Origin of the sequence: Bacillus toyonensis BCT-7112, from assembly GCF_000496285.1 — a bacterium.
Taxonomy (GTDB): Bacteria; Bacillota; Bacilli; order Bacillales; family Bacillaceae_G; genus Bacillus_A; species Bacillus_A toyonensis.
In genome coordinates, this window is sequence record NC_022781.1 from 1,174,439 (window position 1) to 1,198,049 (window position 23,611).

The following is a 23,611-nucleotide window of genomic DNA, read 5'->3' on the forward strand; positions in this document are numbered from 1 at the left end:
TTTTCATCCCTTTTTCATACTTATGGTCTAAATTCACCACGTATCCACGTATACTGAAATGAACGTTTTTTGGGACAAAGGGGGATTTACTTACATGTATGAAAAATGGAAAACCGCTTTCCTTACCATATCAACACTATTTTTAACCTTTTCTCTTGTACTCCACCCCCAAGCTGCTTTGCAAGCTTCCATTCGAGGGTTAAATATATGGTGGGAAGTTGTATTCCCTTCACTATTACCGTTTTTCATCATTGCGGAACTTCTAATTAGTATCGGTGTTGTAAAATTTATAGGCGTTATATTAGAACCACTCATGCGACCACTTTTTCGCGTTCCAGGAATAGGTGGATTTGTTTGGGCAATGGGCATGGCCTCAGGGTTCCCTGCTGGCGCCAAATTAAGCGCTAGACTGCGAAAAAGCGATCAAATAACACAAATTGAAGCCGAGCGCCTCGTATCTTTCACAAACTCTTCTAATCCACTTTTTATTTTTGGAGCTGTTTCTATCGGTTTTTTCAATAATCCGAAATTAGGAATCGTACTAGCTGCTGCACATTATTTAAGCAACTTTGCCGTCGGATTAATAATGCGTTTTTACGGGCATAACACATCTTACACAAATGATAAACAAACTACTAAAAAACGTCCTTTTCAAAACCCTTTTTCAATCCTTCACCAAACACGCTTGCAAGAAAAAAGACCAATAGGAAAATTACTTGGGGACGCTATCGTTTCTTCCATTCAAACATTACTTATGATTGGCGGATTTATTATTTTATTTTCTGTGTTAAACAAAATGATTACTGTATTCCATATTACAGCAACTCTTTCTTTTATTATGCAACATATTTTATCATTCTTCCAACTAAGTACTGATTTTAGTATTCCGATATTATCAGGTATTTTTGAAATGACACTCGGAAGCCAAATGATTAGTCAAATAAATGAAACACCCCTTCTGCAACAAGCGATGGTAACAAGCTTCATTTTAGCATTTAGCGGCCTTTCAATTCAGGCACAAGTTGCTAGCATACTAGCTGAAACGGATATCCGATTTAAGCCATATTTTTTCGCACGACTTATCCAAAGTATTCTTGCTCCTATTTTTACGTTTATATTTTGGAAACCTTTTTATGAGAAAGTAAGTTCTTTCTCACCTATGGAAAAAGATATTCCCGTATTTTTATCCAATCATTCTTCTACACTACTTGAAATTTGGACATCTTTTGTACACTACGGACCGATTTTCACATTATTTTGTTTATACTTATATGTTATCTTATTGTTTTTACGCATGAATAAAGAAAAACCCCGTTCACTTTAACGGGGTTTGAAACTTTTCTTTTAAAGCACGCTCTACAATAGGAGGCACAAGATCTACTACACTTCCTCCATACCTCGCAACTTCTTTCACAATACTCGAACTTAAAAATGAATATTGGTTGTTTGTCATTATAAAAAAGGTTTCAATATTTTCATCTAATTTTCGATTCATAGAAGTAATTTGCATCTCATATTCAAAGTCAGAAACCGCTCGTAAACCACGTAAAATTGCATTTGCATTACGCATTTTTGCATACTCCACTAATAGCCCGCTATGCGAATCCACTTTTACATTTGGGATATCCTTTGTTGCTTCTCGAATTAAATCTAGACGTTCTTCAACTGAAAAGAATGGTTTTTTTGATGAATTGTTTAAAACAACTACGTACACTTCATCAAACACTTTTGCTCCCCTTTTAATAATATCAAGATGCCCAAGGGTAATTGGATCAAAACTCCCTGAAGAAATAGCTATACTTGTCATTCTGTCTCCTCACCTTCATACTTATAAATCGATATTGCTGTAATCCCATAATTTTCAGCTCTTACTTTTACAAGATTCCCTATAGAATCAGGTAAAACAACATCATTACCATGCTCTGACATAATTAATCCATCTCTATGTAGCAATCCATGTTGATCCATCACACTAATCAAAGATACAATTTTTTGATCTTTGTATGGAGGATCTATTAGTATAAGATCGAATGACATTTCACGCTTTATGAGCGCTTTCACCGCACGCTCTGCATCATTTCGATACACTTCAGCTTGTTCATGTATTCTACAACTTTCTAAATTTTGATGAATGACTTTTATCGCTTTACTATCTCGATCAACAAAAATCGCTTTTTCAATCCCTCTACTTATAGCCTCAATTCCAAGGCCACCACTACCGCCAAATAAATCAAGAGCGGTACCACCATCAAAATAAGGGCCTATCATATTAAAAATAGATTCTTTTACTTTATCCGTCGTTGGACGTGTTGTATTGCCGGGAACCGCTTTAAGTGGGTGCCCTTTACATTTTCCTGAAACTACTCTCATCTGTTGTCACTACCTTTATTTCAATCTATCGAGCGCTTATAAAATAATTTCCCACTTCAGTAACCGCTGCAAAACTATATGTAACTTTCACCTATCCATAAGAAACTTTCTCTAAAAATAACCGCTCGTCATTTTTTATGTATTTATCTCGCCATTCGCTAACACAAACCCATTATGTACATTAATTCCACTTTCCCCCGCATTAACGGGCAGTAAAACTCCCAACTCAAAATTCGGTTAGAACAAAAAGTGAGGTGGGAAATTAACTGCCCGTAAACGCCCGATTAGTGAAGGCTAATAATCAGCGGGGATGCCCCCACTGATTAAAGTTTCACTTTATCTTTTTTTATCCTATCATAAAATAAAAAAAAGAAAAATAAAAAGCCAAACATAAAATTTAAATTCATTATGTATATCTTCATTTAGATTGGACATAAATAATTATAACAACATCACCTTCGATGTTGTTGCCAACCGCGGAGAAGACTTACGTTTCCCCATAAGTTCTTCCTCCGGTTTCTCCTCTCCCTTTGCCTTCTTACTAGTACATACTAGTATAAGAAGGGCCCTGCTTTGCAGGGTTTTTTTTCTTTGTCTACTTTTCATTTAAAAAGTGAGATGGTACAGTAAAAGAAAGAGGAGGAAAAGATATGATTCAACGCTTTATAGAACTTGGAGAAGGCTACTCTGATTTATATGAATTACTTGAAATTGCCAAAGCAAACCAAGAACGTATAACACATATGTTACAATTTGAAACAATTAAAAACGAAAAGAAAGTATGCTCGCTTGTTGTAATATTAAAACCGACCACTACTGGTGATTTCCAGCCATTATACATATGTCGTGAAGGTATTCCTATGCCTGAAAATAAAAAAAGTAAACGTGTCATTTTATTTGAAGAAATGGCAGAAAAACTAGGAAAAAAAGTGACCACATTTACTGTAAAACCGTCCACAACTTTCCCAGAAAAAGAACTATTTTTCAATCATCTAATTGGTATTTTACGAATGAATAATTTCATTCCTCCAATGAAATAACACTTTATTTAAAGTAAAAAAATCCCACGCTAAACGTAGCAGGGGATTTTTTTACTTTAACTATAATCGTATTCTTTTGCCCGATCAGGACGGGAATTTTCAAATTCCGTTTTTAAAAACGGACGGTACGACTGTTCTATCTTTTTCACAAAAGGAAGTTTATTCAACTTATGCATCATATGCTCAATTTGTTCCATATCACAATATACAACGGCATATTTTAATCGTTTTGATATGTAATGTATGTTACCATATTTTCTTAAAATCTTGGCATGTTTCAATGAATGCAAATAAACAATCATACTTTGTCGTTGCCCGAACATAATCTTCTCCATCTTCTCCTTTTAAAAACTTATATTTTATATTTTTGAAAACTAACCAGAAATTTATGACATAATGAAACAAACTCTGTATACGTTTTCTTACATCTTCTAAAAAACGGGGTACATCACCCCGTTTTTTTACAACCGCAACCTCCGCCAGTACCGCAACCTCCGCCACAGCCACCAGCATCGAAAAATGGATTTCCTGTTGGAACTTTAATAGAAGAGGATACCTCAGAACCAATTGCTACACTAACTTCATCTAATAACTTTTGTAAAGCAGTTTCTGCTCGTTTAAAGGTTGCAATCTTATCATGCAAGTCTACAGAACGCTTTAATTCCCTCATTTTTGTTGACACGATAGTATAGTCAGGATGGTATTTCCCAAAACGCTGCACTTCCTCATATCGTTCCTTCATCGCTGTAAATTGCTGAATTAATGTCTGAACTTCCACATCCTCATGCAATTCTTTATAACACTTACGATAATCTTCTGCTATATCTGAACAGATGATCGCTTTTGCAAGCTGCTCTGCCTTATCTAATATTAATACGCTTTCTAGCGTCGCTACAATCATGAGAGACACCTCCGAGTATTCATCATACCACATTTAGAATAGAACTACTAATTGAAGTGACTCACTTAAAAGAAAGATATGACTCTAACTATTTTCAAACAATCTCAGATACGCTTATACATTAATATGTTCCGCAATATTATATTTAAGAACATCCCATTCTCCGCCGTTTTCTTTCACATAACTAATACATGCATTTTTTAACGGGGTCTTAAACGTAATTTCATCTGGTGCAATTGCATGTAAAATAGCTTTTATCGCATGTGAATGAGCAACAATAATAATACGTTTACCAGAATGAGTTACTGCAACATCTTCTAAAGCAGCAAAGCAACGAGCTACAATTTCTTTATCTAACTCCATACCTTCTACTTTACCCTCCGCAATTAACTCTCTAACAGTCGCAACCGGCTTCCCTGAAGCTTCTCCAAAATTCCGTTCAACAAATCGTTCATCTAATAAAATGGATTGTAATCCAGCTGCCTCTGCGATTGCCTTAGCCGTTTCTTGTGCTCTAATTAACGGACTACTTATAATAATATCCCACGATTCTACTTGCAAAGCAGCCGCACTTTGACTCGCTTGCTTTTTCCCAACTTCATTAAGTGGAATATCTTCACGCCCCTGAATAATCTCTTGAAAATTCCAATCAGTTTGTCCATGTCGTACTAAACAAATTTCCGTCATGCTGCAACTCCTTTTTTAAATAATCCGCTTCTATTGTAACAAAAGTTCTGCATGACGGACATAGTTTTCCCTTCCAATTATGTCGTATTTTGCTGCTTCATATACTGAAACATATCAATCATGATCGAAGCAACCGCCAATTGATTTTGAAATTTTTCTACTTTATCTGGTATCGTTTTTTTGAAATGTTGCATAGCAGCCAGCTCAAAAGCTTCTTTTTCTTCAGGATTTCGGGTTAACTTCCTATACCAGTATGGCTGCTCCCTAATATAACGCGATAAGTCCTCATCAGCCTTTATAAACTCCATAAGTTCTTCTCTCATCATCTTTCCCCCTAATCCTTTTGAAAGAAAAATGGATTATTTTCTTTGGAAGTACTTTGTTCTTGTTGCGTGCGACTTCCTTGAAACTGTTGAATAACTTGTTGCACACTCCCGATAGCACTCGTCACATTAGCTAAATGATGCTGCATTTGTTCCACATCTAGCTTTTTAAAAAAAGAAAGCATTTGTCCCATCACATCAGCAGTTTTTTCCTCTTCAGTTCGATTGTCTTTTTCCTTCTCTTTTTTATTTTCTTTTACTGAAGAAAAGGCAGGCGCTCCATCAGGTCTATAAGTTGCCCATATTGGATCTTCCTCACCAAGTAAGTACCATTCTTCATAAAATTGCTGCCAAGTTTTTTGACCACTTCTAACGTCATGAACCATTTTAGGGTGATGGTTTACAAATTCTTTAAACTGTTGAACCGATGGATGTAACGGTCCTTTTGTTGTTGGCATAATCCTCACCTCTTCATGTATATCTACTTATATTGTAAGAAAAAAAAGGCGCATGGTTCGCCTATTTTTAGACGATTCATGCACCTTTTTTACACTACTTAAAGTTTCACTTTATTTTCGAATAAAGTTTTGCGTATAAAATTTATCATATACCCCAACACCTAATCCGGTAAATTGTTCATTAAATAAATTTTTTCTATGCCCCTCACTATTTAACCAACCTTGTACCGCCGCAATTCCATCACTATGTTGTGCCGCTATATTCTCACCAGCAAGCTGAAACCCTACTCGTCCTCGTTGTAAACGATCTCCTAACGTACCTAATGTAGGTGAATCATGTGAAAAGTAATTATTGTCTTTCATATCTTTGCTATGTCCAATAGCAACATCTGCTGTTTGTTGATCCCACGTTAACAATGGTAGTTCATGACGACTTCGAATAATATTTGTTAAATCAAAAATTTGTTGCATATTCCCATTCTCTACTTGTTTCATCTTTTCTGGTGTTAATGGTTGTTCTGCTATTAATTCACCTGAATAAACAAGCTGATACGGTCTTTGGCGCAATAACGTTTCATCATCCATATAACGAACACCAACGAGTTCATGTGTGAAATGATCAAAATATAATTGTGCCCATCCATCTTCTACAGGTACTAACGGCTGTTCCATTACTTCCGTATCAGATAACTCAAATTGATAACTATTCTTCCCTCTTTTTAATGAAATCTCATGCGAGAGCGGATTCTTTTTGTATACATCTTCATATTTTTCATTTATATAATAAGGCGGTACCTTAACTTGTTCACCAGCAACATACGCTGTTACAATTTTACGTTCAGCAACTCCAAATTGAACGTACTGATTTAAATCTTGATTGTACACCCACCATTCATAACCGTAAGCAGATGGCTCTATTCGAGCTGGTTCTCCCCACTTTGCCAATAGATTTTCAGAATCTCCACCAATCATATTTAAAACAGTGTCTGAGGAGTCCTCATCGACTTGTTTTTTCTTTTTCACAATTTTATTTTCTTGTTTTGATTGAGATGGGGTTAATATATATTGTGAAACGAGTAATTTCCCGTATAAATCAACAGCTAAAATTAAAAATGTAATCATTACGATACGCAATAATTTCTTCAAACGATATACCTCCTGCACAAAACATAAAATTGAGATATACACAAATCCTTTTATTTCCTTTTTTGTGTGTACCGTACTCTTTTCACTATATCATATTTTCACAAAAAAAGTCTGGATTATCCCTTTTCTCTCAATATGAATTGCACTTTCTTATTATTCATACTATTATAAAAATAATGATGTAACATTAAAAAAGGAGGTATTATATGCAATTTACAAATACGAAATTTAATGGGGCCGTCGTTGATTTATCCCTTTTAACTGAGATTATGGAAAAGAACCATTTTGTACTAGCTGGACAGTGGGATTACGAAAGAGTTACATACGATTATAAATTTGAAATATTAAAGGATATTTATTACTTACGAGTGCGCGGAGTTGCTGTTGAAGGCGACATTGGCAGCAGACACGCTGAAGTAAAACTACTCCCTCCCTTATTAGGAAAACATTATTATCCTCACGGTGTTGAATATGGTGATGATGAGACTTTCCCAACAAATGTACTCCAAAAAAGCGAACAACTCCTACAAAATGTCGAAAAAGAGTTAAAAGAATTTCAAATTATTGAGTAAACCGAACAAGCGCATCAATATGATGCGCTTGTTCTATTTATCTTCCTTAAGAATGAATCGTCTTTTTAACTGGATACCCATAAATGGATCCATCTTTCACTTTAATCTCATCTTCCCAGGGAACTTTATACTTACCTTCAGCTAAATCTTTTACAAACGTATACGGGTTCTCTTTCACTCCACCAGGAGTCGCTACATATCCCCTTGAGCCTAAATTATATATATTATTTTCGAGCCCCCATCCTAATCTAGCCTGATCTGCTAGCTCTGGATATACTTCGGCAGTAACAATCTCCCAAGGGTTTCGGTGCCCCTGCACTAAAGTAGTCCCATCAAAATTACATACTTGTCCTTCACCAAAGTAATAAAATACACCATCATAACCCGCTAAGTTCACTGACAATGTATACATTAAATTTTGCCATGCATTTGAACGATTGGTTAACATCCATTGTTCACTAACTTGTGTGCTATATCCAGAAATACGGATCAAGACATTCGCGCCTTTATAGGCTGCTTCACGGGCTACTTCAGGGAACATGCCATCATGACAAATACAAACAGCTAATTTACTCCCTCCAGGTCCATCACAAACAGGTAAGCCTAAATCTCCAGCTTTCCAAGGCTCGACCGGCACCCAAGGATTTAACTTACGATACTTCAAAATCATTTCACCCTGTGGATCAATAATAATCGCTGTATTATAAGGTTCTCCACCATCAGGATTTCTTTCCATTATAGAAAAAACACCATACACTTCAGATTCTTTACATGCCTCAGCAAATAAGTCTGTTTCTGGCCCAGGCACTGTACATAAAAACTCTTCTGTAGTCCATTTTTTTGTATTGAGCCCTTGTGTACTATATTCGGGAAATACTATTAATTCTAATCCAGGATAACCTGATTTAGTTGAATGAATTGTTTTTATGATTTGTTTAATTTGTTTATCAATGTCTGCACGTGACTCTACTACCGGTACTGGATATTGAATTAACGCTGTTAAAAAACCACTAATCGGCTTTACCATACTTCCGCTACTACCCATTTAAATTCCCCCTTAAAATAGTTCGTGTTTATTAAAGATAACAATATAAATTTGTAACTCTCTAAAAAACTTGCACTACATATGGAATTATTACGCATGAAAGCTAGTAGTAAATTTTATATCCACTTTTAGTACACGCCAACACTAACTTAACACAAAAAGATTGAAAATTCAATCTTTTATAAATACCTAAAGCTAAAACTAAAAAAAGAAAAAGCATATGGAATCCCATACACTTTTTTACTTAGTCTGTAAATATGGCGGCAATTGTTGCAACTGTTCCTTATCCTTTTCGCGTTCTCTACGCGCCCATTTAAAGAATACATAGCCGATAATCGTGCCGTACACTATTTCCTGGACAATTTTCATAATGATACCGCCCGTTTGTTGGTCTTGTACTACTGGCATCCAGTGCAAAAATTCTGGTCCAGTTATATTTAATTCTGATAAAGTTCCCGCAGGTACGCATAGTTCCATCGCTTTCATCCAAGCAGCTGAATCCGTATACGTTGCAAATAACGGTGCAGTTGCAAAAATTATTAATGCACAAGCTGGCGTTAATAATATACCGTTAGCAAACATATAACCAAGTTTCTTTATATCACTTAACGTTTGATATTCTGGTAACGGATTTAACATCGGCCACCACATCATGATTGCCGCAAAAAATAATATAGCGAGGCAAATCGGATGGGCAATTTGACTTTGTTTTACTGCATCAAAAACAACTGGCAAATGATAAAAAGAAAACAGTCCATTAAATACAAACAATGCAATAAGCGGTTTAGCAAAAATTTTCAACACAATCTGAACTAGCTTAAAAGAAGTAATATAACGATATAACCAAACTGGTATACCAAGTAATAATAAAGGCGGAACTGCAATATACATGACTGCCATTTCAAACATATGTGCACTAAATATAATATGGCCAATTAAATCAATAGGTCCACCCTTTACAAAATACAAAAGAACAATTCCAGACGTAAAATAAAAAATTTGCTTTTTACTTACCTTCGTCGCATTTTCAAATCGAGTTCTATATGGTCCAATAATTAAGAAGTATCCAATAAGAATCGAAAGCATAAATAATAAAAAGAATGGACTCCATAAAGCTTGAAAGCCAAATATCCATAAGTTACTCATTGTCACCCCCACCTTCCTAATGGTTATCCTTCCACATAATGTGAAGAGGGGGCTGTGACAACACAAGCCCCCTTATTCTTCACTTTTCAAATCCACACGATTGTCATAAAAGCTAAAATTGTAATTAATCCTATTAACAGGCCAGAATACAGAAAGAAACTTGCAGCCTCATGCCCTTTATGGCTCATATGCATAAAATAATACAATTGAAAAATCACTTGCACCACTGCTAATAGTAAAATAAACGGAACAGAGAAGGTTGGACTAAAAGTTTTTGGATATGCTACCGCTACAAATGCAACTAATGTCAGGAAAATCATTAGCGCAAACGTAATAACTTGGTGCTTCATCTCCTCTGCACTTTTTCTCTTCCGATAAACAAGATCCACCTTAGGATTATTTGTTTGTCTTATCGCCATTGTTTATCCCACCATTCCCATTAAATATACTACAGTGAAAATAAACACCCAAACTACGTCAATAAAGTGCCAATAAATTGATGCAACATAAAACTTTGGTGCGTTGTATAAATTTAAACCACGCTTCGCATTTCTAAAAATTAATGTTAAAATCCAACACAATCCAAACAATACGTGAAGTCCATGTGTACCAACAAGAGCATAAAATGCAGAGCCAAATGCACTACTTCTCATAGTATGCTTAAATTCATGTGTATAATGATAAAACTCATATATTTCAAATCCCAAAAACCCTAAGCCAAGCAACACTGTTACAAGTAGCCAAAGTTGCATTTTCTTAAAATTAAAGTTTTTCATATGGTACATCGCATATACACTCGTTAAACTACTCGTTAATAAAAGCATCGTCATAATGAAAACGAGCGGCATTTGAAACATCTCTTGAGATGTTGGTCCACCATTTGTAGAGTTTTTTAATGCTAAATATGTGCCAAACAAGGAAGCGAACAATACTGTTTCGCCTCCAAGAAATAACCAAAAACCGACAAACTTATTTTTCCCCTCAAGGGTTGCTTTTTCAGGCTCTGCTGGAAATGTTTCATTCGTTAATTTTTCATCTACATGCATTATGCCTTGCCCCCCTTATCCTCTAAATCTTCCTTATGAATATGATATCCATGATCATCGACTACTGAACGAAGGAACATTGCGCCAAATGTAATGATTAAACCAATAATTGCTACTAATAACCAGAACTTATCTTTTCCACCTTGCATATACATTGCACCGAATGCCGCTATGAATAAGCCTAGAGAAATGATAAATGGTGAAAATGAAGCATTTGGCATATGAATATCACCAACTGGTTCCGCCGCCGTCATCTCTTTATTACCTTCACGTTTTTCAATCCAAAACGGATCTAACCCGCGAACAAATGGTAATTGTTTGAAATTATATTCCGGTGTAGGTGCTGGCATTGTCCATTCTAGTGTACGTCCATCCCATGGATCACGACCAGCCTTCTCTTTTGATACAGTTGTTTTTATTACATTGAATAGAAGAACAATCGTTCCAAGAGCCATAAACACAGCTCCAATAGAACTAATCATATTCCCCATTTCCAATCCTTGCCCCTCAAGATATGTGTAGTAACGACGTGGCATACCAATCAATCCAAGGAAATGCTGAATAAAGAATGTTAAATGGAAACCGATAAAGAATAACCAAAATGTTATCTTACCTAATGTTTCATTTAATATTTTATTAAACATCAGTGGCCAATAATAATGAGCCCCTGCAAGTAAACCAAATACAACACCACCGACGATTACATAATGAAAGTGCGCTACTACGAAATAGTTATCATGAAATTGATAATCAGCTGGTGCAGATGCAAGCATAACGCCTGTAACTCCACCCATTACGAATGATGGAATAAAAGCTACCGCCCACATCATCGGTGTTGTAAAACGAATACTTCCGCCCCACATTGTAAAGAGCCAGTTAAATATTTTAATACCTGTCGGAACCGCAATTGCCATTGTCGCAACTGAGAAAATAGCATTTGCAACTGGACCAAGGCCAACAGTAAACATGTGATGCGCCCATACCATGAATCCTAAAAATCCAATTAATACTGTCGCAAACACCATCGATGAATAACCAAATAATCGTTTTTTCGAAAATGTCGCGAAGATTTCTGAGAATATTCCGAAAGCTGGGAGTATAAGAATGTATACTTCCGGATGACCGAAAATCCAGAATAAATGCTCCCATATAATTGTGTTCCCACCTAATGCTGGATTAAAGAAACTTGTTCCAAATAAACGATCTAACATTAAAAGTCCTAATCCTACAGTTAACGGCGGAAAAGCAAATAATATAAGTGAAGATGTTACAAACGTTGTCCATGTAAACATCGGCATACGCATATACGTCATTCCTGGCGCACGCATATTAATGATTGTAACAAGGAAGTTAATACCTCCAATTAATGTACCAATACCTGAAATTTGCAAGCCGAGTACATAAAAATCAACACCATGGCCTTTAGAAGCTAAAGCTAATGATGCATAAGATGTCCATCCTGCATCAGGTGCTCCACCTAAAAACCAACTTAAATTTAAAAATACTCCACCAAAGAAAAATAACCAAAATCCGAGTGAATTCAAAAACGGGAACGCTACATCACGCGCACCAATTTGAAGTGGCACGGCGGCGTTCATAAATGCAAACACGAGTGGCATAGCTGCGAGGAAAATCATTGTTGTACCGTGCATCGTTAATACTTGATTATAAGCATCCCCAACAAGAAAAGCGTTGTTAGGAATCGCTAATTGAAGGCGAATAAATAGTGCTTCTATTCCGCCTATTATAAAAAACAATCCACCTGCAATTAAATAGAGAATGGCAATCTTTTTATGGTCTACTGTCGTTAAATAATCCCATATGACAGCACCCATCCCCTGTTTTTTTGCTACAGAGCTCACGTTTTCAACCTCCCCTTCGCGAATAATCCCTCTTTACTTTTCAATCTTTAACGTTTGTAAGTATGCATTTAATGCATCAATTTGATCATCCGTTAAGTTGCCATATTTACCAGTCATTTTATTTCCTGGCTTCATATTTTCAGGATCTTTCAGCCATTTTTTTAAGTTTTCTTCATTATTTTCGGCAATACCAGCAACCGTATCACGATCAGCAAAGTTCGCTAAGTTTGGTGCGATACGAGCGGAAGGTGGTCTACTATCATTAGATCCAACTGCATGACAACCAATACAGCTTTTATTAAATATTTCTTGGCCCTCTTGCGCCTTTGTTGAAGCTACTTCTTTTTTCCCATCAATCTTCTTCATATCAGCAAGCCATTTTTTGTACTCGCTTTCATCTAAAGCTTTCACTTTAAATTGCATTAAAGAATGTGACGGGCCGCAAAACTCTGTACAAAAACCATTATAAGTGCCCGATTTATCTGCCTTTAACCACATTTTGTTTACATTGTCTGTATTTGTATCCATTTTACCAGCTAAAGATGGAACCCAGAATGAATGTTTAATATCGGCACCCTTCAAATTCAAATACACTTTCTTACCTGTGGGGATAACTAAATCTTGAGAAGTTACTATTTTTTCTGATTTATAAGAAAATTCCCACCAATAAAGATTCGCTGTTACATCAACAACGATCGTATCTTTATCAATATTCTTTTTCTCCATCGCACTTACATCAGCAAGTTTGAATGTATATGTAACCGTCGGAACAGCTAAGATTAGTAAAAGAATAATCGGAATAACTGTCCATATAATTTCTAGTTTGTGATTCCCTTCAACTTGTTCTGGAATATAATCTTCCTGACCTTTCTTTTGTCGGAAACGCACAATTACATACAAGAAAATAATAGTAACTACTAGTACTACTCCTACCATGATCGCACTCGCTAGTAAGAGCAGATCATATTGCATTTTTGCTACTTCTCCTTGCGGAATTAAAGTAGATTGAAAGGCTTTACCGCATCCCCCTAACAGTAAAGCCAGCAGTGAAACGAACGAAAGCAGTCGCCACTGTTTCTTCATACAAACAACCCCCACTTTCCTTGTGAATTAGATTGTACTTTATAGTTAAGTAAAGTAAATCTCAACGTAAAGAAATCCAATTATGTCGTTGTCTTAGAAGAATGTAACTACAATCATTGATACAAATAAGATTGTTAAATAATTTAGGGAATAAACAAACATTTGTACGGACCATTTGATGTCATCCTTCTTACGGAAGCCATAAAATCCTAAAACGATCCATCCGATGTTAAGCAATGTTGCAAGTACCATAAATGTTATCCCAAGTCCACTCATATAAAATGGTAGTGGTAATAAACATACTGTCCAAATCATAATTTGGCGTTTCGTAATTTCAAATCCATGAACTACAGGAAGCATTGGAATTCCTGCATTTCGATATTCATCAACACGTTTCATCGCTAACGCAAGGAAATGTGGGATTTGCCAAATAAACATAATTAAAAATAACATCCAAGCAATTGGATGGCCTAAAGATGGATCAATTGCTGCCCATCCAATTAAAGGTGGAACTGCTCCAGAAATACTACCTACAACAGTATTTAGCGTATACTTTCTCTTTGTCCATAAAGTATATAAGACAACATATGTGAAGGCACCAATAAATCCCATTAATACTGCCATCGGTGTTGTTAATAATAAGAATACAAATCCAAGTAGTAATATAACTAGTCCAAATGTAAGTGCAAAACCTGGTTTATACTTTCCTGTAACCGTTGGACGGGTTTTTGTTCTTTCCATTAACGGATCGATGTCTCGATCAATGTAGTTATTTAAACAACATACCCCTGCCATAATTAATCCGGAACCAACGATTGTAAAAAATAGCTTATCCAGATTGTCCATCACACTTAATCCATTAAAGTGTAACGCCAACCAAAATCCTGTAAATACAGTAAGTGTATTTGAGTTTACAATCCCCATTTTAACGAGCGCTGATAAATCTTGTAACCGAGTTGTTTCGGGTACACTTGTTACAGCTGACTCATCATGCAGCTCACTTGTTGCATGGTTCATCACTTTAACCCCCTCTTAAAACTTTCATCTTTCTTTTTGCGCCTATTTCGAATGAAATAATTCGCTTCTATATAGCAATATTATTACAGTAGAAATATTGTTAACCCATTCTACTACTAATCTACGCCCATACTCCAATATATTAAATCATATTTCCCGAACATTTTGTGAAGAAAACATGAACTTTTTGTGTCGAATATAAAAAAGCTTACTTCTTACTTATCCTTATCATAACATGATGTTACTTTCTATAATAAACTATTTTGTCATATTTAACACGTATTCTCCCCATTTCTTTTCAAAATAGCCTATTTCCCTCCTAAAATTTCCCTTATAAATTCTATTTTCACACCCTTTTTCTCCCCTTTGTCTTCCCCCTCCATTTCTTTGCTATTTTATTATTTTTTATATATCATAGGAACTAGCGCGTTTTATTCTATACATAATGGAATGAAAATATTTCGCAATAACTTCATAGCAGAAAGATGGTGAAAGAGATTGCAACGCTTTATTAAATGGTTAGCAGTCATTACAAGTCTTGATTTATTAGTAGTATTATTAGGAGGCGCTTTAGTTACAAAAACAGGTTCTGGCCAAGGCTGCGGTAAATCATGGCCGCTTTGTAATGGTGAGTTAGTTCCATCTAATTTATCGATGGAAACTATTATTGAACTAAGTCACCGCCTTACATCAGGATCAGCAGGAATACTTGTCACTCTCCTTTGTATTTTATCCTGGAAGTATTATAAACATGTGCGCGAAACAAAAACGTTAGCAATTTTATCCTTCGTATTTTTAGTTGCACAAGCATTAATGGGAGCGGCAGCCGTTGTTTGGGGTCAAATGCCAGCTGTACTTGCTATCCATTTTGGTATTTCCTTAATTTCATTCGCTTCTGTTATTTTGTTAACGTGTCTTATTTTTGAAATTGATCAGAAATTTGATGCACGTTCACTTATTATGGATAAAAAAATGAAATTTCACATTTATGGTGTAACAATTTACAGTTATATCGTCGTCTACACAGGGGCTTTAGTACGTCACGAACGAGCTAGCTTAGCCTGTCCGGACTTTCCTTTATGTAGTAAAAATAGACCATGGCCGACTCAATTACATGAGTGGGTTCAAATGGGGCATAGAGCTGCAGCGATATTAATATTCCTTTGGATACTATACGCAATGATTATTGCTATTCGTCAATATAAGCAACAAAGCGTAGTATACTGGGGATGGATTATTTCCTTTATTCTTGTAACACTTCAAGCTATTGTTGGGATTTTAGTTGTATATACAAATGCTAGTTTAGCAATGGCATTATTACATTCCCTATTCATTTCTTGCTTGTTTGCTGTATTATGCTATTTAGTTATGTTAGGAACAAGAAGTAAAGTGAACGCAAAAGAATCCGAATCAACTTCTAAACAAACAAAATAATTTAAAACTGAAATCCCTTGCCGAATCGGCAAGGGATTTTTTGCAATAAAAAAAGAGCTGTATTTACACAGCTCTTTCCTTATTTTAGTGATCTAATTCAATAAGTAAATCACCCGTTTGAATTGCATCACCATCGTTAACATATACTTTCTTCACTTTACCATTGAACGGCGCTTGAACTGTCGTTTCCATTTTCATCGCTTCTGTAATTGCCATAGAATCGCCTTTTTTCACTTCATCGCCTTCTTTTACAACTACTTTAATAACCGTTCCTGGCATCGTTGCGCTAATATGGTTTGGATTTTCACGGTTTCCTTTCACACGTTGTGCAACTGTTGCTTTCACACTTTCGTCTTTCACAACAATCTCACGTGGTTGTCCGTTAAATTCTAAGTAAAGAATACGATTTCCATCCGGCTGAGGTTCTCCAATTGATACTAGTTTAACCATCAATGTTTTACCTTGCTCAATTTCCACATCAATTTCTTCACCAAGTCTCATACCATAGAAGAATGTCGGTGTATCAAGCACAGATACATTACCATACATCTCAGCAACTTTTTCGTAGTCCATAAATACTTTCGGATATAACGCGTACGCAACTACATCAAAAATCGTTACTTCGCGTCCAAGTTTATGGAATAACTCTTCTTTTAAAGCATCAAAATCTACTGGCTCTAACAATTCACCCGGTCTTACTGTTAACGGCTCTTTCCCTTTTAAAATAATCTTTTGTAATTCTTTCGGAAAACCACCGTACGGTTGACCTAAATCACCAGAGAACATTTCAACAACAGATCCTGGGAAATCCAAAGCATGTCCACGCTCTAAAATATCTTGTTCTGTCAAATGGTTTTGAACCATAAATAATGCCATATCACCAACAACTTTTGAAGATGGCGTTACTTTTACAATGTCTCCAAACATGTCATTCACACGACGGTACATTACTTTCACTTCATCGAAGCGATCTCCTAAACCAACCGCCTTTGCTTGTTGCTGAAGATTACTATACTGCCCACCCGGCATTTCGTGCATATATACCTCTGTGTGAGGTGCATTCATACCACTTTCAAACGGTGCATAGTATTTGCGTACATCTTCCCAGTAATGAGATAGTTTTTCTAATGAATCTATATTAACATCTGGTTGTCTTTCATTTCCGCCTAATGCGTAGTATAGTGTGTTCGCACTTGGTTGTGACGTTTGACCTGCCATTGAACTCACCGCTACATCGACAATATCAACACCCGCTTCAATTGCCTTCGTATACGTTAATATACCGTTTCCGCTCGTATCATGTGTGTGCAAGTGAATCGGAATCGATATTGTCTCTTTTAATGCAGAAACTAAATCGTATGCAGCATTAGGTTTTAATAAACCTGCCATATCTTTAATACCTAATATATGAGCACCTGATGCTTCTAATTCTTTCGCCAAGTTTTTATAATAATTCAAATCATATTTACTACGTAACGGATCATGAATATCTCCTGTATAACACATTGTCGCTTCTGCAATTTTGCCAGTATCTCGTACAGCATCAATCGCAACTCTCATACCTTCTACCCAGTTTAAACTATCAAAAATTCGGAATACATCAATGCCAGCTTGAGCAGAACATTCCACAAATTTTTGAATTAAATTATCTGGATAGTTTTTGTAACCAACTGCGTTTGAAGAGCGAAGTAACATTTGGAATAAAACATTCGGCATTTTTTCACGAAGATCTAGTAATCGTTCCCATGGATCTTCTTTTAAGAAACGATACGCAACATCGAACGTTGCACCGCCCCACATTTCCGCTGAGAATAAGTTCGGTAACATTCTCGCTGTCGGCTCTGCAATTTGATGTAAATCTTTTGTACGAATACGAGTTGCAAGTAGTGACTGATGCGCATCACGGAATGTTGTATCAGTTAAAAGTACACGTTTTTGATCTTGAACCCACTTTACTAATCCATCCGCTCCACGCTCATCCAAAATTTGTTTTGTTCCATTTTGTATCGGCTCTGAGTGTACTACATTTGGTATACGAGCATCCGGGAAAATTGGTTTCTCTTTTTTCCCTACTCCCGGGAAACCATTTACTGTTACTGAACCAATGTAATTTAACATTTTCGTTCCGCGGTCTTTACGTTTCGGGAATAAGAACAGTTCAGGTGACGCGTCAATAAACGACGTATCATATTCTCCTGATAAGAAGTTTTTATGTTTTACTACATTCTCTAGGAATGGAATATTTGTTTTAATACCACGAATACGGAATTCTTTTAAGTTACGTTCCATTTTTGCAGCAGCTTGTTCAAAAGTAAGAGCCCAAGTCGTAACTTTTACAAGTAAAGAATCGTAGTACGGTGTAATAACTGCACCTTGGAAACTATTACCTGTATCAAGACGAACACCAAAGCCACCGCCTGATCGGTACGCCATAATTTTTCCTGTATCCGGCATAAAATTATTTAGTGGGTCCTCAGTCGTTACACGAGATTGGATTGCAAATCCGTGCACAACCACTTCTTCTTGCTTCGGAACACCTACCATTTTACTATGTAATGCATGTCCATCAGCTATTAAAATTTGCGATTGAACGATATCCACTCCTGTAATCATCTCTGTAATCGTATGTTCAACTTGAACACGTGGGTTTACTTCTATGAAGTAAAACTCATCACCTTTTACAAGAAATTCTACCGTTCCTGCGTTTAAATAGTTTACATTTTTCGTTAACTTCACAGCAGCTTCACAAATACGTTGACGCAAATCATCTGAAAGCGAAACGCTTGGTGCGATTTCGACAACTTTTTGATGGCGACGTTGCACAGAACAGTCACGCTCGAATAAGTGAACAACATTGCCTTCTTCATCTGCTAAAATTTGTACTTCTATATGTTTAGGTTTTTCAACGAATTTTTCAACGTATACTTCATCATTACCAAAGGCTGCTTTTGCTTCTGATTTCGCGCGATTATACGATTCTCTTAATTCTTCACTAGCTCGTACTATACGCATACCTCGACCGCCACCACCAAGGGACGCTTTAATAATAATCGGGTAATCATACTTTTCAGCAAACTCTTCGACTTCTTCTATTGAATCTATTGGGCCATCACTACCAGGAATAACCGGAATTTGTGCTAGCTGCGCTTGTGTTCTTGCTTTCACTTTATCTCCAAACATATCTAAATGCTCACTTTTCGGACCAATAAAGATAATTCCTTCTTCTTCACAACGTTTTGCGAATTGGATATTTTCTGACAAGAAACCATATCCAGGGTGGATTGCATCTACATGATTGCTTTTCGCAATCTCAATAATGCCCTCAATATCTAGATAAGCATCAATTGGCTTTTTCCCTTCCCCAACTAAATAGGACTCATCGGCTTTATAGCGATGATAAGAACCGCTATCCTCTTTAGAATAGATTGCAACTGTTTTTAATCCAAGTTCCGAACAAGCTCGAAACACACGAATTGCAATCTCTCCACGGTTAGCTACCAATACTTTTTGAATACGTTGCAGCTTTGTCATGATTTTCCCCCTCTACTTTCCTACCACTCTAGAGATAAAATATATACACACCATAAAAAGCGTGAAGTTCTTCACTTTCCACATTATATTATACTTAGAAAGTTTCACTTTATTTTTATCCATCATACCTTATTTTTTAACAAATGATAAGTTTTCTGTGCAATTTGTTTCACAAAAATAGTATAGCATACCTCTTCCTTTTCGAACAACCTAATTGTATATCACATTTGTTTTAATGTGATATATCTTTTGGATATAAAAACAATTAATATATCACATTTGAAATTACTTTAAATAAAAAAACACATTGTGCTCTACAGCGCAATGTGTTTTTATTTTACAACTACAAGATGCGGTCCACCCTGTTCTCTTTCTTTAACTAACTCATTTTGTTGTTTTTCTTGTCTTTTCACATGACTAGCAATATTCAATAATATCCCCATCGCAAGTAGATTAGCTAACAAGGAACTTCCGCCGTAACTAACAAAAGGTAACGGTACCCCAGTAAGCGGTATTAATCCAGACATACCACCGACATTGATAAACGTTTGAACTCCAAACAAACTTGCAATTCCGATGGCTATTAAACTTCCAAATGGATCTGTACACTTTTGCGCCACTCTAAATGAGCGAATGATAATTAACAATAAACAGATTAAAATGATAGCTACACCTATAAAGCCTAGTTCTTCAGATATAATCGCCATAATAAAATCCGTTTGGGGCTCTGGTAAGTATCCATACTTTTGCACACTATTCCCTAACCCTCTACCATTTAACCCACCTGAAGCAATTCCAATAAATGAATTTACCAATTGGAATCCATCATTTTGAGGATCGTTAAACGGATCCAGAAAAACTGAAAATCGCGCTTTTTGGTATGAACTTAATTTATAATTCCCAATAAAATACAACATTGGGACCCATACTACAGACGTTAATAAGAATCTTTTTATCCATAAATTAACACTAACTCCTGAACAAAGAAACATGATTCCTACCGTTCCCGCAATTAACATATCGGTACCTAAGTCATTTTGCTTTAAAATTAAAAACATGATTAAACCAATACCTAAAAGTACCGGTCCCGATCCTTTGAAAACAGACGTATTTGTTTCTTGCCTTTTCGCAAAAAAATGAGCCAATACGAGAATAACTGTTATCTTTACAAATTCCGCAGGCTGTATTCCAAATATCCATCCATTTGCACCATTTACTTTCTTAGTGAAAAAGGCTGCTGCCGCTAATAAGGCAACACTAGCACCGTAACTTCCCAATAAGAAAATTCGTTTTCTCCACACTTTATATGGGATAATAGCCATAATTATTAATACCATTGTCCCAGCAGCTAAAGTAAGTAATTGTCTTTTAAAAAAGAAATTTGCTGGTTTATCAAACCGCGAAATCGCAACAATGGAACTAGAACTATATACCATTATGACTCCCAGCACACATAAAATAACAAGAGGAAGTAATAATGAATAATCCATTGATTTCCATATTCTTTTCATTTCATTTCCTCTCTCTGTTTCAAATTAATTATTGTTGTATTCCATATGTATATACGTTCTTCCTGCTTTATTATACAAATAAAAAGCTCAAACTGTTTTAGTTTGAGCCCCCTTATTTGAACCCGTTATTGTTGTTTGTTTGTAAATGCTTCATGAAGTGCAGATAACTCACGTTCGAGCTCTCCTAACATTGCTTTCCCTTGCTCTTCTGCAATAAGACCAAGGCGAACCGCAAAATCGACCTCGCGGGATAGTCCAAACATTTGTGTGTCTAAAACTTCTTCATATAATGGACATTGCGGCATTGTAAGATGGTCCATTTGCACCTTAATAAGTCTTAAAATCTTCTCTGCATCCGCTTGTAGAAGGGCTAGTGCCTTTTCCTGATGATTTGAAACTGTCTCAGACGCCAAATTGATTCCCTCCGTTTCCGTCCTACTCTCTCATATCTATTAATATTAGCGATAGTTTTAATAAATTGCAATAGAAACATTTTTTGTGACAACAGTGTCTAATACTATTATACTGAAAAGTGGGAGTATAACACAAATGGGGGAACAACAATGAGCGAAATTTTATTTATTAATGGAAAAGTACGTTTTCCAATCACTATTGATCCAACTGTTTGGATTTTTGACGATCGAAAAGTAGATTTGACAACTTACTTTGATGAAACTAGAGAAAACACGTCTGAACTAGAAGCTTACTTAAAGAACACTTCAGAACATTGGGATCGTGAAATCCGTGATGGTGCTGCCTTCCCGCCAATACAACAAAGTGTAAAGAAATATAAAAAAGAACAGCTGATTACTGGGACATTTGGTATACCATTTCATCCATTTCTTGCTAACGCCGAAATTTTAGAGGACGCTATGCAAGTTGAAATTGAAACAGTAGATACTACCATTACACTACCATTAGAAACGGTCAACAAGGCCATTCTTGGTTTTTCAAAAGAAGGAAAACCATTAAAAGAGGACGGACCTGTACATCTATATTTCAATGATGGATCTAATAGACAAAATCCAATCCGTAACATCCGTAAATTCACAATTATTTAACGAGTATACTAAAAAAGGAGTGAGCTGAAGCTCACTCCTTTTTATAATAAATCCGCTGCTAGTTGAGCTAAATTCGAGCGCTCCCCTTTAACAAACTTTACATGACCACTAATACGTTGCTCTTTAAATTTCTCGACAACGTATGTTAAACCGTTATTATATTCATCTAAATATGGATGATCGATTTGCTGAGGATCTCCCATTAATACAATCTTACTTTTCTCTCCTACTCTCGTTAATATCGTCTTCACTTCATGCTTCGTTAAATTTTGTGCCTCATCAATAATAATGAATTGGTCTGGAATACTTCTGCCACGTATATAAGTAAGAGCCTCTACTTCAATCGAACCCATTCCAGCTAAAATAGCATCTAATTCCCCTGGCTTTTTCGTATTAAATAAATACTCTAGATTATCAAAAATCGGCTGCATCCATGGTCTTAACTTTTCTTCTTTTTCTCCTGGTAAATAACCGATATCTTTTCCGACTGGAACAATTGGTCTTGCAACAAGTAATTTTTTATATAACCCTAAATCTTCCGTTTGCATTAATCCCGAAGCTAACGCAAGTAACGTTTTTCCTGTACCAGCTTTCCCCGTTAACGTTACAAGCGGAATATCTTCGCGAAGCAACAATTCTAATCCCATTATTTGCTGCACGTTTCGTGGTCGTATCCCCCACACTTGCTCATTGTGAAAAATAAGTTTCTTCACCTTCTTACCTAAGTGATCTACAATGCCAAGTGCAGAACTAGAACCCCCAAGTGCATCCTTCATTACCACAAACTGATTTGGATAAAAAGGATGATTTGCAATTTCAGATAAAGGTAATTCACCTTTTTCATAAAAATAATCCAATTGTTCTTTTGATATATACCCTTCTAAAAACCCTGAATATATATTATCTACTTCAATTACGCGATCACTTAAATAATCTTCAGCCTTCAATCCAATTGCATCAGCTTTTACCCTTACGAGCACGTCTTTACTTACTAAAATAACAGACTTCCCGTCCTCTTTTTCTTGTTCTTCTAAAGATAGATTTTTTGCTACTGCTAAAATTCGATTATCATTTGTTTTTTCTACAAAAATATCTTGTAGTTGAACAAATGAACGATGATTTAATTCAATACGAAATGTACCGCCGTTTTCTAGCGGAATACTTTCATGCAGCTTTCCTATTTCACGAAATTTATCTATTAACTTAGATACATAACGAGCATTTCGTCCTACTTCGTCCATATAACGTTTCTTCGAATCAACCTCTTCTAATACAACTGCCGGAATCACTACTTCATTGGTTTCAAATGAAAAAATAGATAAAGGATCCTGCAAAAGTACATTCGTATCTAACACATAAATTTTATCCAACCTGTTAC

The 23,611-nt window shown here is 35.9% G+C and carries 24 protein-coding genes; 5 read left to right on the forward strand and 19 right to left on the reverse strand.

Annotated features, from left to right (window positions below; translation table 11 throughout):
• The first annotated feature begins 94 nt into the window (after nucleotides 1–94).
• Entirely contained in the window at nucleotides 95–1,324 is a 1,230-nt protein-coding gene (gene ylbJ / locus BTOYO_RS05885; protein ID WP_000273078.1) for a sporulation integral membrane protein YlbJ, read from the forward strand.
• Here the strand turns inward: ylbJ and coaD are convergent.
• Together coaD and rsmD are read right to left on the reverse strand one after the other, a co-directional pair.
• Complete coding sequence (gene coaD / locus BTOYO_RS05890; RefSeq protein WP_000200597.1) at nucleotides 1,316–1,807, reverse strand: pantetheine-phosphate adenylyltransferase; 492 nt, start codon at nucleotides 1,805–1,807, stop codon at nucleotides 1,316–1,318. The two genes, ylbJ and coaD, sit on opposite strands and share 9 nt — an antisense overlap.
• A complete protein-coding gene (gene rsmD / locus BTOYO_RS05895; RefSeq protein WP_001266984.1) occupies nucleotides 1,804–2,370 on the reverse strand; it encodes a 16S rRNA (guanine(966)-N(2))-methyltransferase RsmD in 567 nt (188 codons plus the stop codon). The genes coaD and rsmD overlap by 4 nt, the downstream gene beginning before the upstream one ends.
• Nucleotides 2,371–3,020: 650 nt before the next feature.
• Between rsmD and BTOYO_RS05900 the strand changes: the two genes are divergently transcribed.
• Entirely contained in the window at nucleotides 3,021–3,410 is a 390-nt protein-coding gene (locus tag BTOYO_RS05900; protein ID WP_000616007.1) for a DUF7147 family protein, read from the forward strand.
• Nucleotides 3,411–3,466: 56 nt separating this feature from the next.
• Here BTOYO_RS05900 and BTOYO_RS05905 read toward each other — a convergent pair whose 3' ends face one another.
• The 6 genes from BTOYO_RS05905 to BTOYO_RS05930 form a co-directional block, all read right to left on the reverse strand.
• On the reverse strand, nucleotides 3,467–3,733 hold the full coding sequence (locus BTOYO_RS05905) for a YlbG family protein (RefSeq protein ID WP_002093356.1): 267 nt from the start codon (nucleotides 3,731–3,733) through the stop codon (nucleotides 3,467–3,469).
• Nucleotides 3,734–3,858: 125 nt separating this feature from the next.
• On the reverse strand, nucleotides 3,859–4,311 hold the full coding sequence (locus BTOYO_RS05910; protein WP_000634357.1) for a YlbF/YmcA family competence regulator: 453 nt from the start codon (nucleotides 4,309–4,311) through the stop codon (nucleotides 3,859–3,861).
• A 114-nt stretch (nucleotides 4,312–4,425) separates the two neighbouring features.
• The gene (locus BTOYO_RS05915) at nucleotides 4,426–4,998 is read right to left on the reverse strand and encodes a histidine phosphatase family protein (protein WP_000134950.1); all 573 of its coding nucleotides are present in this window, start codon (nucleotides 4,996–4,998) and stop codon (nucleotides 4,426–4,428) included.
• Nucleotides 4,999–5,075: 77 nt separating this feature from the next.
• Nucleotides 5,076–5,321, reverse strand: a complete 246-nt coding sequence (locus BTOYO_RS05920) for a YlbE-like family protein (protein ID WP_001206442.1) — start codon at nucleotides 5,319–5,321, stop codon at nucleotides 5,076–5,078.
• An 11-nt stretch (nucleotides 5,322–5,332) separates the two neighbouring features.
• Nucleotides 5,333–5,779 carry a YlbD family protein gene (gene ylbD, locus BTOYO_RS05925; RefSeq protein WP_001143329.1) on the reverse strand — a complete coding sequence of 149 codons (447 nt, stop codon included), beginning with the start codon at nucleotides 5,777–5,779 and terminating at the stop codon, nucleotides 5,333–5,335.
• A 111-nt stretch (nucleotides 5,780–5,890) separates the two neighbouring features.
• Nucleotides 5,891–6,925 carry a CAP domain-containing protein gene (locus BTOYO_RS05930; protein ID WP_000735382.1) on the reverse strand — a complete coding sequence of 345 codons (1,035 nt, stop codon included), beginning with the start codon at nucleotides 6,923–6,925 and terminating at the stop codon, nucleotides 5,891–5,893.
• Between the two features lie 206 nt (nucleotides 6,926–7,131).
• Between BTOYO_RS05930 and BTOYO_RS05935 the strand changes: the two genes are divergently transcribed.
• On the forward strand, nucleotides 7,132–7,497 hold the full coding sequence (locus tag BTOYO_RS05935) for a YugN family protein (RefSeq protein WP_001160935.1): 366 nt from the start codon (nucleotides 7,132–7,134) through the stop codon (nucleotides 7,495–7,497).
• A 46-nt stretch (nucleotides 7,498–7,543) separates the two neighbouring features.
• Here BTOYO_RS05935 and BTOYO_RS05940 read toward each other — a convergent pair whose 3' ends face one another.
• From BTOYO_RS05940 to ctaB, 7 genes are all read right to left on the reverse strand, one after another.
• Complete coding sequence (locus tag BTOYO_RS05940; RefSeq protein ID WP_000535796.1) at nucleotides 7,544–8,542, reverse strand: formamidase; 999 nt, start codon at nucleotides 8,540–8,542, stop codon at nucleotides 7,544–7,546.
• A 240-nt stretch (nucleotides 8,543–8,782) separates the two neighbouring features.
• Nucleotides 8,783–9,688: a cytochrome c oxidase assembly factor CtaG gene (ctaG, locus tag BTOYO_RS05945; protein WP_000069006.1), complete on the reverse strand. Its 906-nt coding sequence runs from the start codon at nucleotides 9,686–9,688 to the stop codon at nucleotides 8,783–8,785.
• 86 nt (nucleotides 9,689–9,774) lie between these two features.
• Complete coding sequence (ctaF, locus tag BTOYO_RS05950) at nucleotides 9,775–10,107, reverse strand: cytochrome c oxidase subunit IVB (RefSeq protein ID WP_001007827.1); 333 nt, start codon at nucleotides 10,105–10,107, stop codon at nucleotides 9,775–9,777.
• A gap of 3 nt (nucleotides 10,108–10,110) precedes the next feature.
• Nucleotides 10,111–10,734 carry a cytochrome c oxidase subunit III gene (gene ctaE / locus BTOYO_RS05955; protein WP_000557861.1) on the reverse strand — a complete coding sequence of 208 codons (624 nt, stop codon included), beginning with the start codon at nucleotides 10,732–10,734 and terminating at the stop codon, nucleotides 10,111–10,113.
• Nucleotides 10,734–12,569: a cytochrome c oxidase subunit I gene (ctaD, locus tag BTOYO_RS05960; protein WP_170957719.1), complete on the reverse strand. Its 1,836-nt coding sequence runs from the start codon at nucleotides 12,567–12,569 to the stop codon at nucleotides 10,734–10,736. Before ctaD ends, ctaE begins: the two co-directional genes overlap by 1 nt.
• A gap of 60 nt (nucleotides 12,570–12,629) precedes the next feature.
• Nucleotides 12,630–13,679: a cytochrome c oxidase subunit II gene (gene coxB, locus BTOYO_RS05965; protein ID WP_000745270.1), complete on the reverse strand. Its 1,050-nt coding sequence runs from the start codon at nucleotides 13,677–13,679 to the stop codon at nucleotides 12,630–12,632.
• A 93-nt stretch (nucleotides 13,680–13,772) separates the two neighbouring features.
• Nucleotides 13,773–14,696, reverse strand: a complete 924-nt coding sequence (gene ctaB / locus BTOYO_RS05970; protein ID WP_001015063.1) for a protoheme IX farnesyltransferase — start codon at nucleotides 14,694–14,696, stop codon at nucleotides 13,773–13,775.
• 498 nt (nucleotides 14,697–15,194) lie between these two features.
• Between ctaB and ctaA the strand changes: the two genes are divergently transcribed.
• Nucleotides 15,195–16,130 carry a heme A synthase gene (gene ctaA, locus BTOYO_RS05975; protein WP_001188753.1) on the forward strand — a complete coding sequence of 312 codons (936 nt, stop codon included), beginning with the start codon at nucleotides 15,195–15,197 and terminating at the stop codon, nucleotides 16,128–16,130.
• A gap of 84 nt (nucleotides 16,131–16,214) precedes the next feature.
• On the opposite strand, the gene pyc is transcribed toward ctaA, so the two are convergent.
• From pyc to BTOYO_RS05990, 3 genes are all read right to left on the reverse strand, one after another.
• A complete protein-coding gene (pyc, locus tag BTOYO_RS05980; RefSeq protein ID WP_000164045.1) occupies nucleotides 16,215–19,661 on the reverse strand; it encodes a pyruvate carboxylase in 3,447 nt (1,148 codons plus the stop codon).
• Between the two features lie 332 nt (nucleotides 19,662–19,993).
• Nucleotides 19,994–21,172 carry an FtsW/RodA/SpoVE family cell cycle protein gene (locus BTOYO_RS05985; protein ID WP_000822961.1) on the reverse strand — a complete coding sequence of 393 codons (1,179 nt, stop codon included), beginning with the start codon at nucleotides 21,170–21,172 and terminating at the stop codon, nucleotides 19,994–19,996.
• A gap of 125 nt (nucleotides 21,173–21,297) precedes the next feature.
• Complete coding sequence (locus tag BTOYO_RS05990) at nucleotides 21,298–21,585, reverse strand: Fpa/YlaN family protein (RefSeq protein WP_000135695.1); 288 nt, start codon at nucleotides 21,583–21,585, stop codon at nucleotides 21,298–21,300.
• A 150-nt stretch (nucleotides 21,586–21,735) separates the two neighbouring features.
• Here BTOYO_RS05990 and BTOYO_RS05995 point away from each other — a divergent pair, with 150 nt between their 5' ends.
• Nucleotides 21,736–22,233: a hypothetical protein gene (locus tag BTOYO_RS05995; protein WP_001289791.1), complete on the forward strand. Its 498-nt coding sequence runs from the start codon at nucleotides 21,736–21,738 to the stop codon at nucleotides 22,231–22,233.
• A 41-nt stretch (nucleotides 22,234–22,274) separates the two neighbouring features.
• On the opposite strand, the gene BTOYO_RS06000 is transcribed toward BTOYO_RS05995, so the two are convergent.
• Complete coding sequence (locus BTOYO_RS06000; protein ID WP_000358079.1) at nucleotides 22,275–23,603, reverse strand: PhoH family protein; 1,329 nt, start codon at nucleotides 23,601–23,603, stop codon at nucleotides 22,275–22,277.
• Nucleotides 23,604–23,611: the final 8 nt, after the last annotated feature.

Bases quoted from the DNA above. Each gene is read 5' to 3' on its own strand.
- coxB (WP_000745270.1), bottom strand. From the start codon at position 13,679: ATGAAGAAACAGTGGCGACTGCTTTCGTTCGTTTCACTGCTGGCTTTA.
- BTOYO_RS05935 (WP_001160935.1), top strand. From the start codon at position 7,132: ATGCAATTTACAAATACGAAATTTAATGGGGCCGTCGTTGATTTATCC.
- ctaB (WP_001015063.1), bottom strand. From the start codon at position 14,696: ATGAACCATGCAACAAGTGAGCTGCATGATGAGTCAGCTGTAACAAGT.
- coaD (WP_000200597.1), bottom strand. From the start codon at position 1,807: ATGACAAGTATAGCTATTTCTTCAGGGAGTTTTGATCCAATTACCCTT.
- BTOYO_RS05995 (WP_001289791.1), top strand. From the start codon at position 21,736: ATGAGCGAAATTTTATTTATTAATGGAAAAGTACGTTTTCCAATCACT.
- ctaD (WP_170957719.1), bottom strand. From the start codon at position 12,569: ATGGGTGCTGTCATATGGGATTATTTAACGACAGTAGACCATAAAAAG.
- BTOYO_RS05920 (WP_001206442.1), bottom strand. From the start codon at position 5,321: ATGAGAGAAGAACTTATGGAGTTTATAAAGGCTGATGAGGACTTATCG.
- BTOYO_RS05905 (WP_002093356.1), bottom strand. From the start codon at position 3,733: ATGTTCGGGCAACGACAAAGTATGATTGTTTATTTGCATTCATTGAAA.
- ylbD (WP_001143329.1), bottom strand. From the start codon at position 5,779: ATGCCAACAACAAAAGGACCGTTACATCCATCGGTTCAACAGTTTAAA.
- BTOYO_RS05900 (WP_000616007.1), top strand. From the start codon at position 3,021: ATGATTCAACGCTTTATAGAACTTGGAGAAGGCTACTCTGATTTATAT.
- ctaG (WP_000069006.1), bottom strand. From the start codon at position 9,688: ATGAGTAACTTATGGATATTTGGCTTTCAAGCTTTATGGAGTCCATTC.
- BTOYO_RS05915 (WP_000134950.1), bottom strand. From the start codon at position 4,998: ATGACGGAAATTTGTTTAGTACGACATGGACAAACTGATTGGAATTTT.
- ctaE (WP_000557861.1), bottom strand. From the start codon at position 10,734: ATGCATGTAGATGAAAAATTAACGAATGAAACATTTCCAGCAGAGCCT.
- ylbJ (WP_000273078.1), top strand. From the start codon at position 95: ATGTATGAAAAATGGAAAACCGCTTTCCTTACCATATCAACACTATTT.
- BTOYO_RS05910 (WP_000634357.1), bottom strand. From the start codon at position 4,311: ATGATTGTAGCGACGCTAGAAAGCGTATTAATATTAGATAAGGCAGAG.
- pyc (WP_000164045.1), bottom strand. From the start codon at position 19,661: ATGACAAAGCTGCAACGTATTCAAAAAGTATTGGTAGCTAACCGTGGA.
- ctaF (WP_001007827.1), bottom strand. From the start codon at position 10,107: ATGGCGATAAGACAAACAAATAATCCTAAGGTGGATCTTGTTTATCGG.
- rsmD (WP_001266984.1), bottom strand. From the start codon at position 2,370: ATGAGAGTAGTTTCAGGAAAATGTAAAGGGCACCCACTTAAAGCGGTT.
- BTOYO_RS05940 (WP_000535796.1), bottom strand. From the start codon at position 8,542: ATGGGTAGTAGCGGAAGTATGGTAAAGCCGATTAGTGGTTTTTTAACA.
- BTOYO_RS05985 (WP_000822961.1), bottom strand. From the start codon at position 21,172: ATGAAAAGAATATGGAAATCAATGGATTATTCATTATTACTTCCTCTT.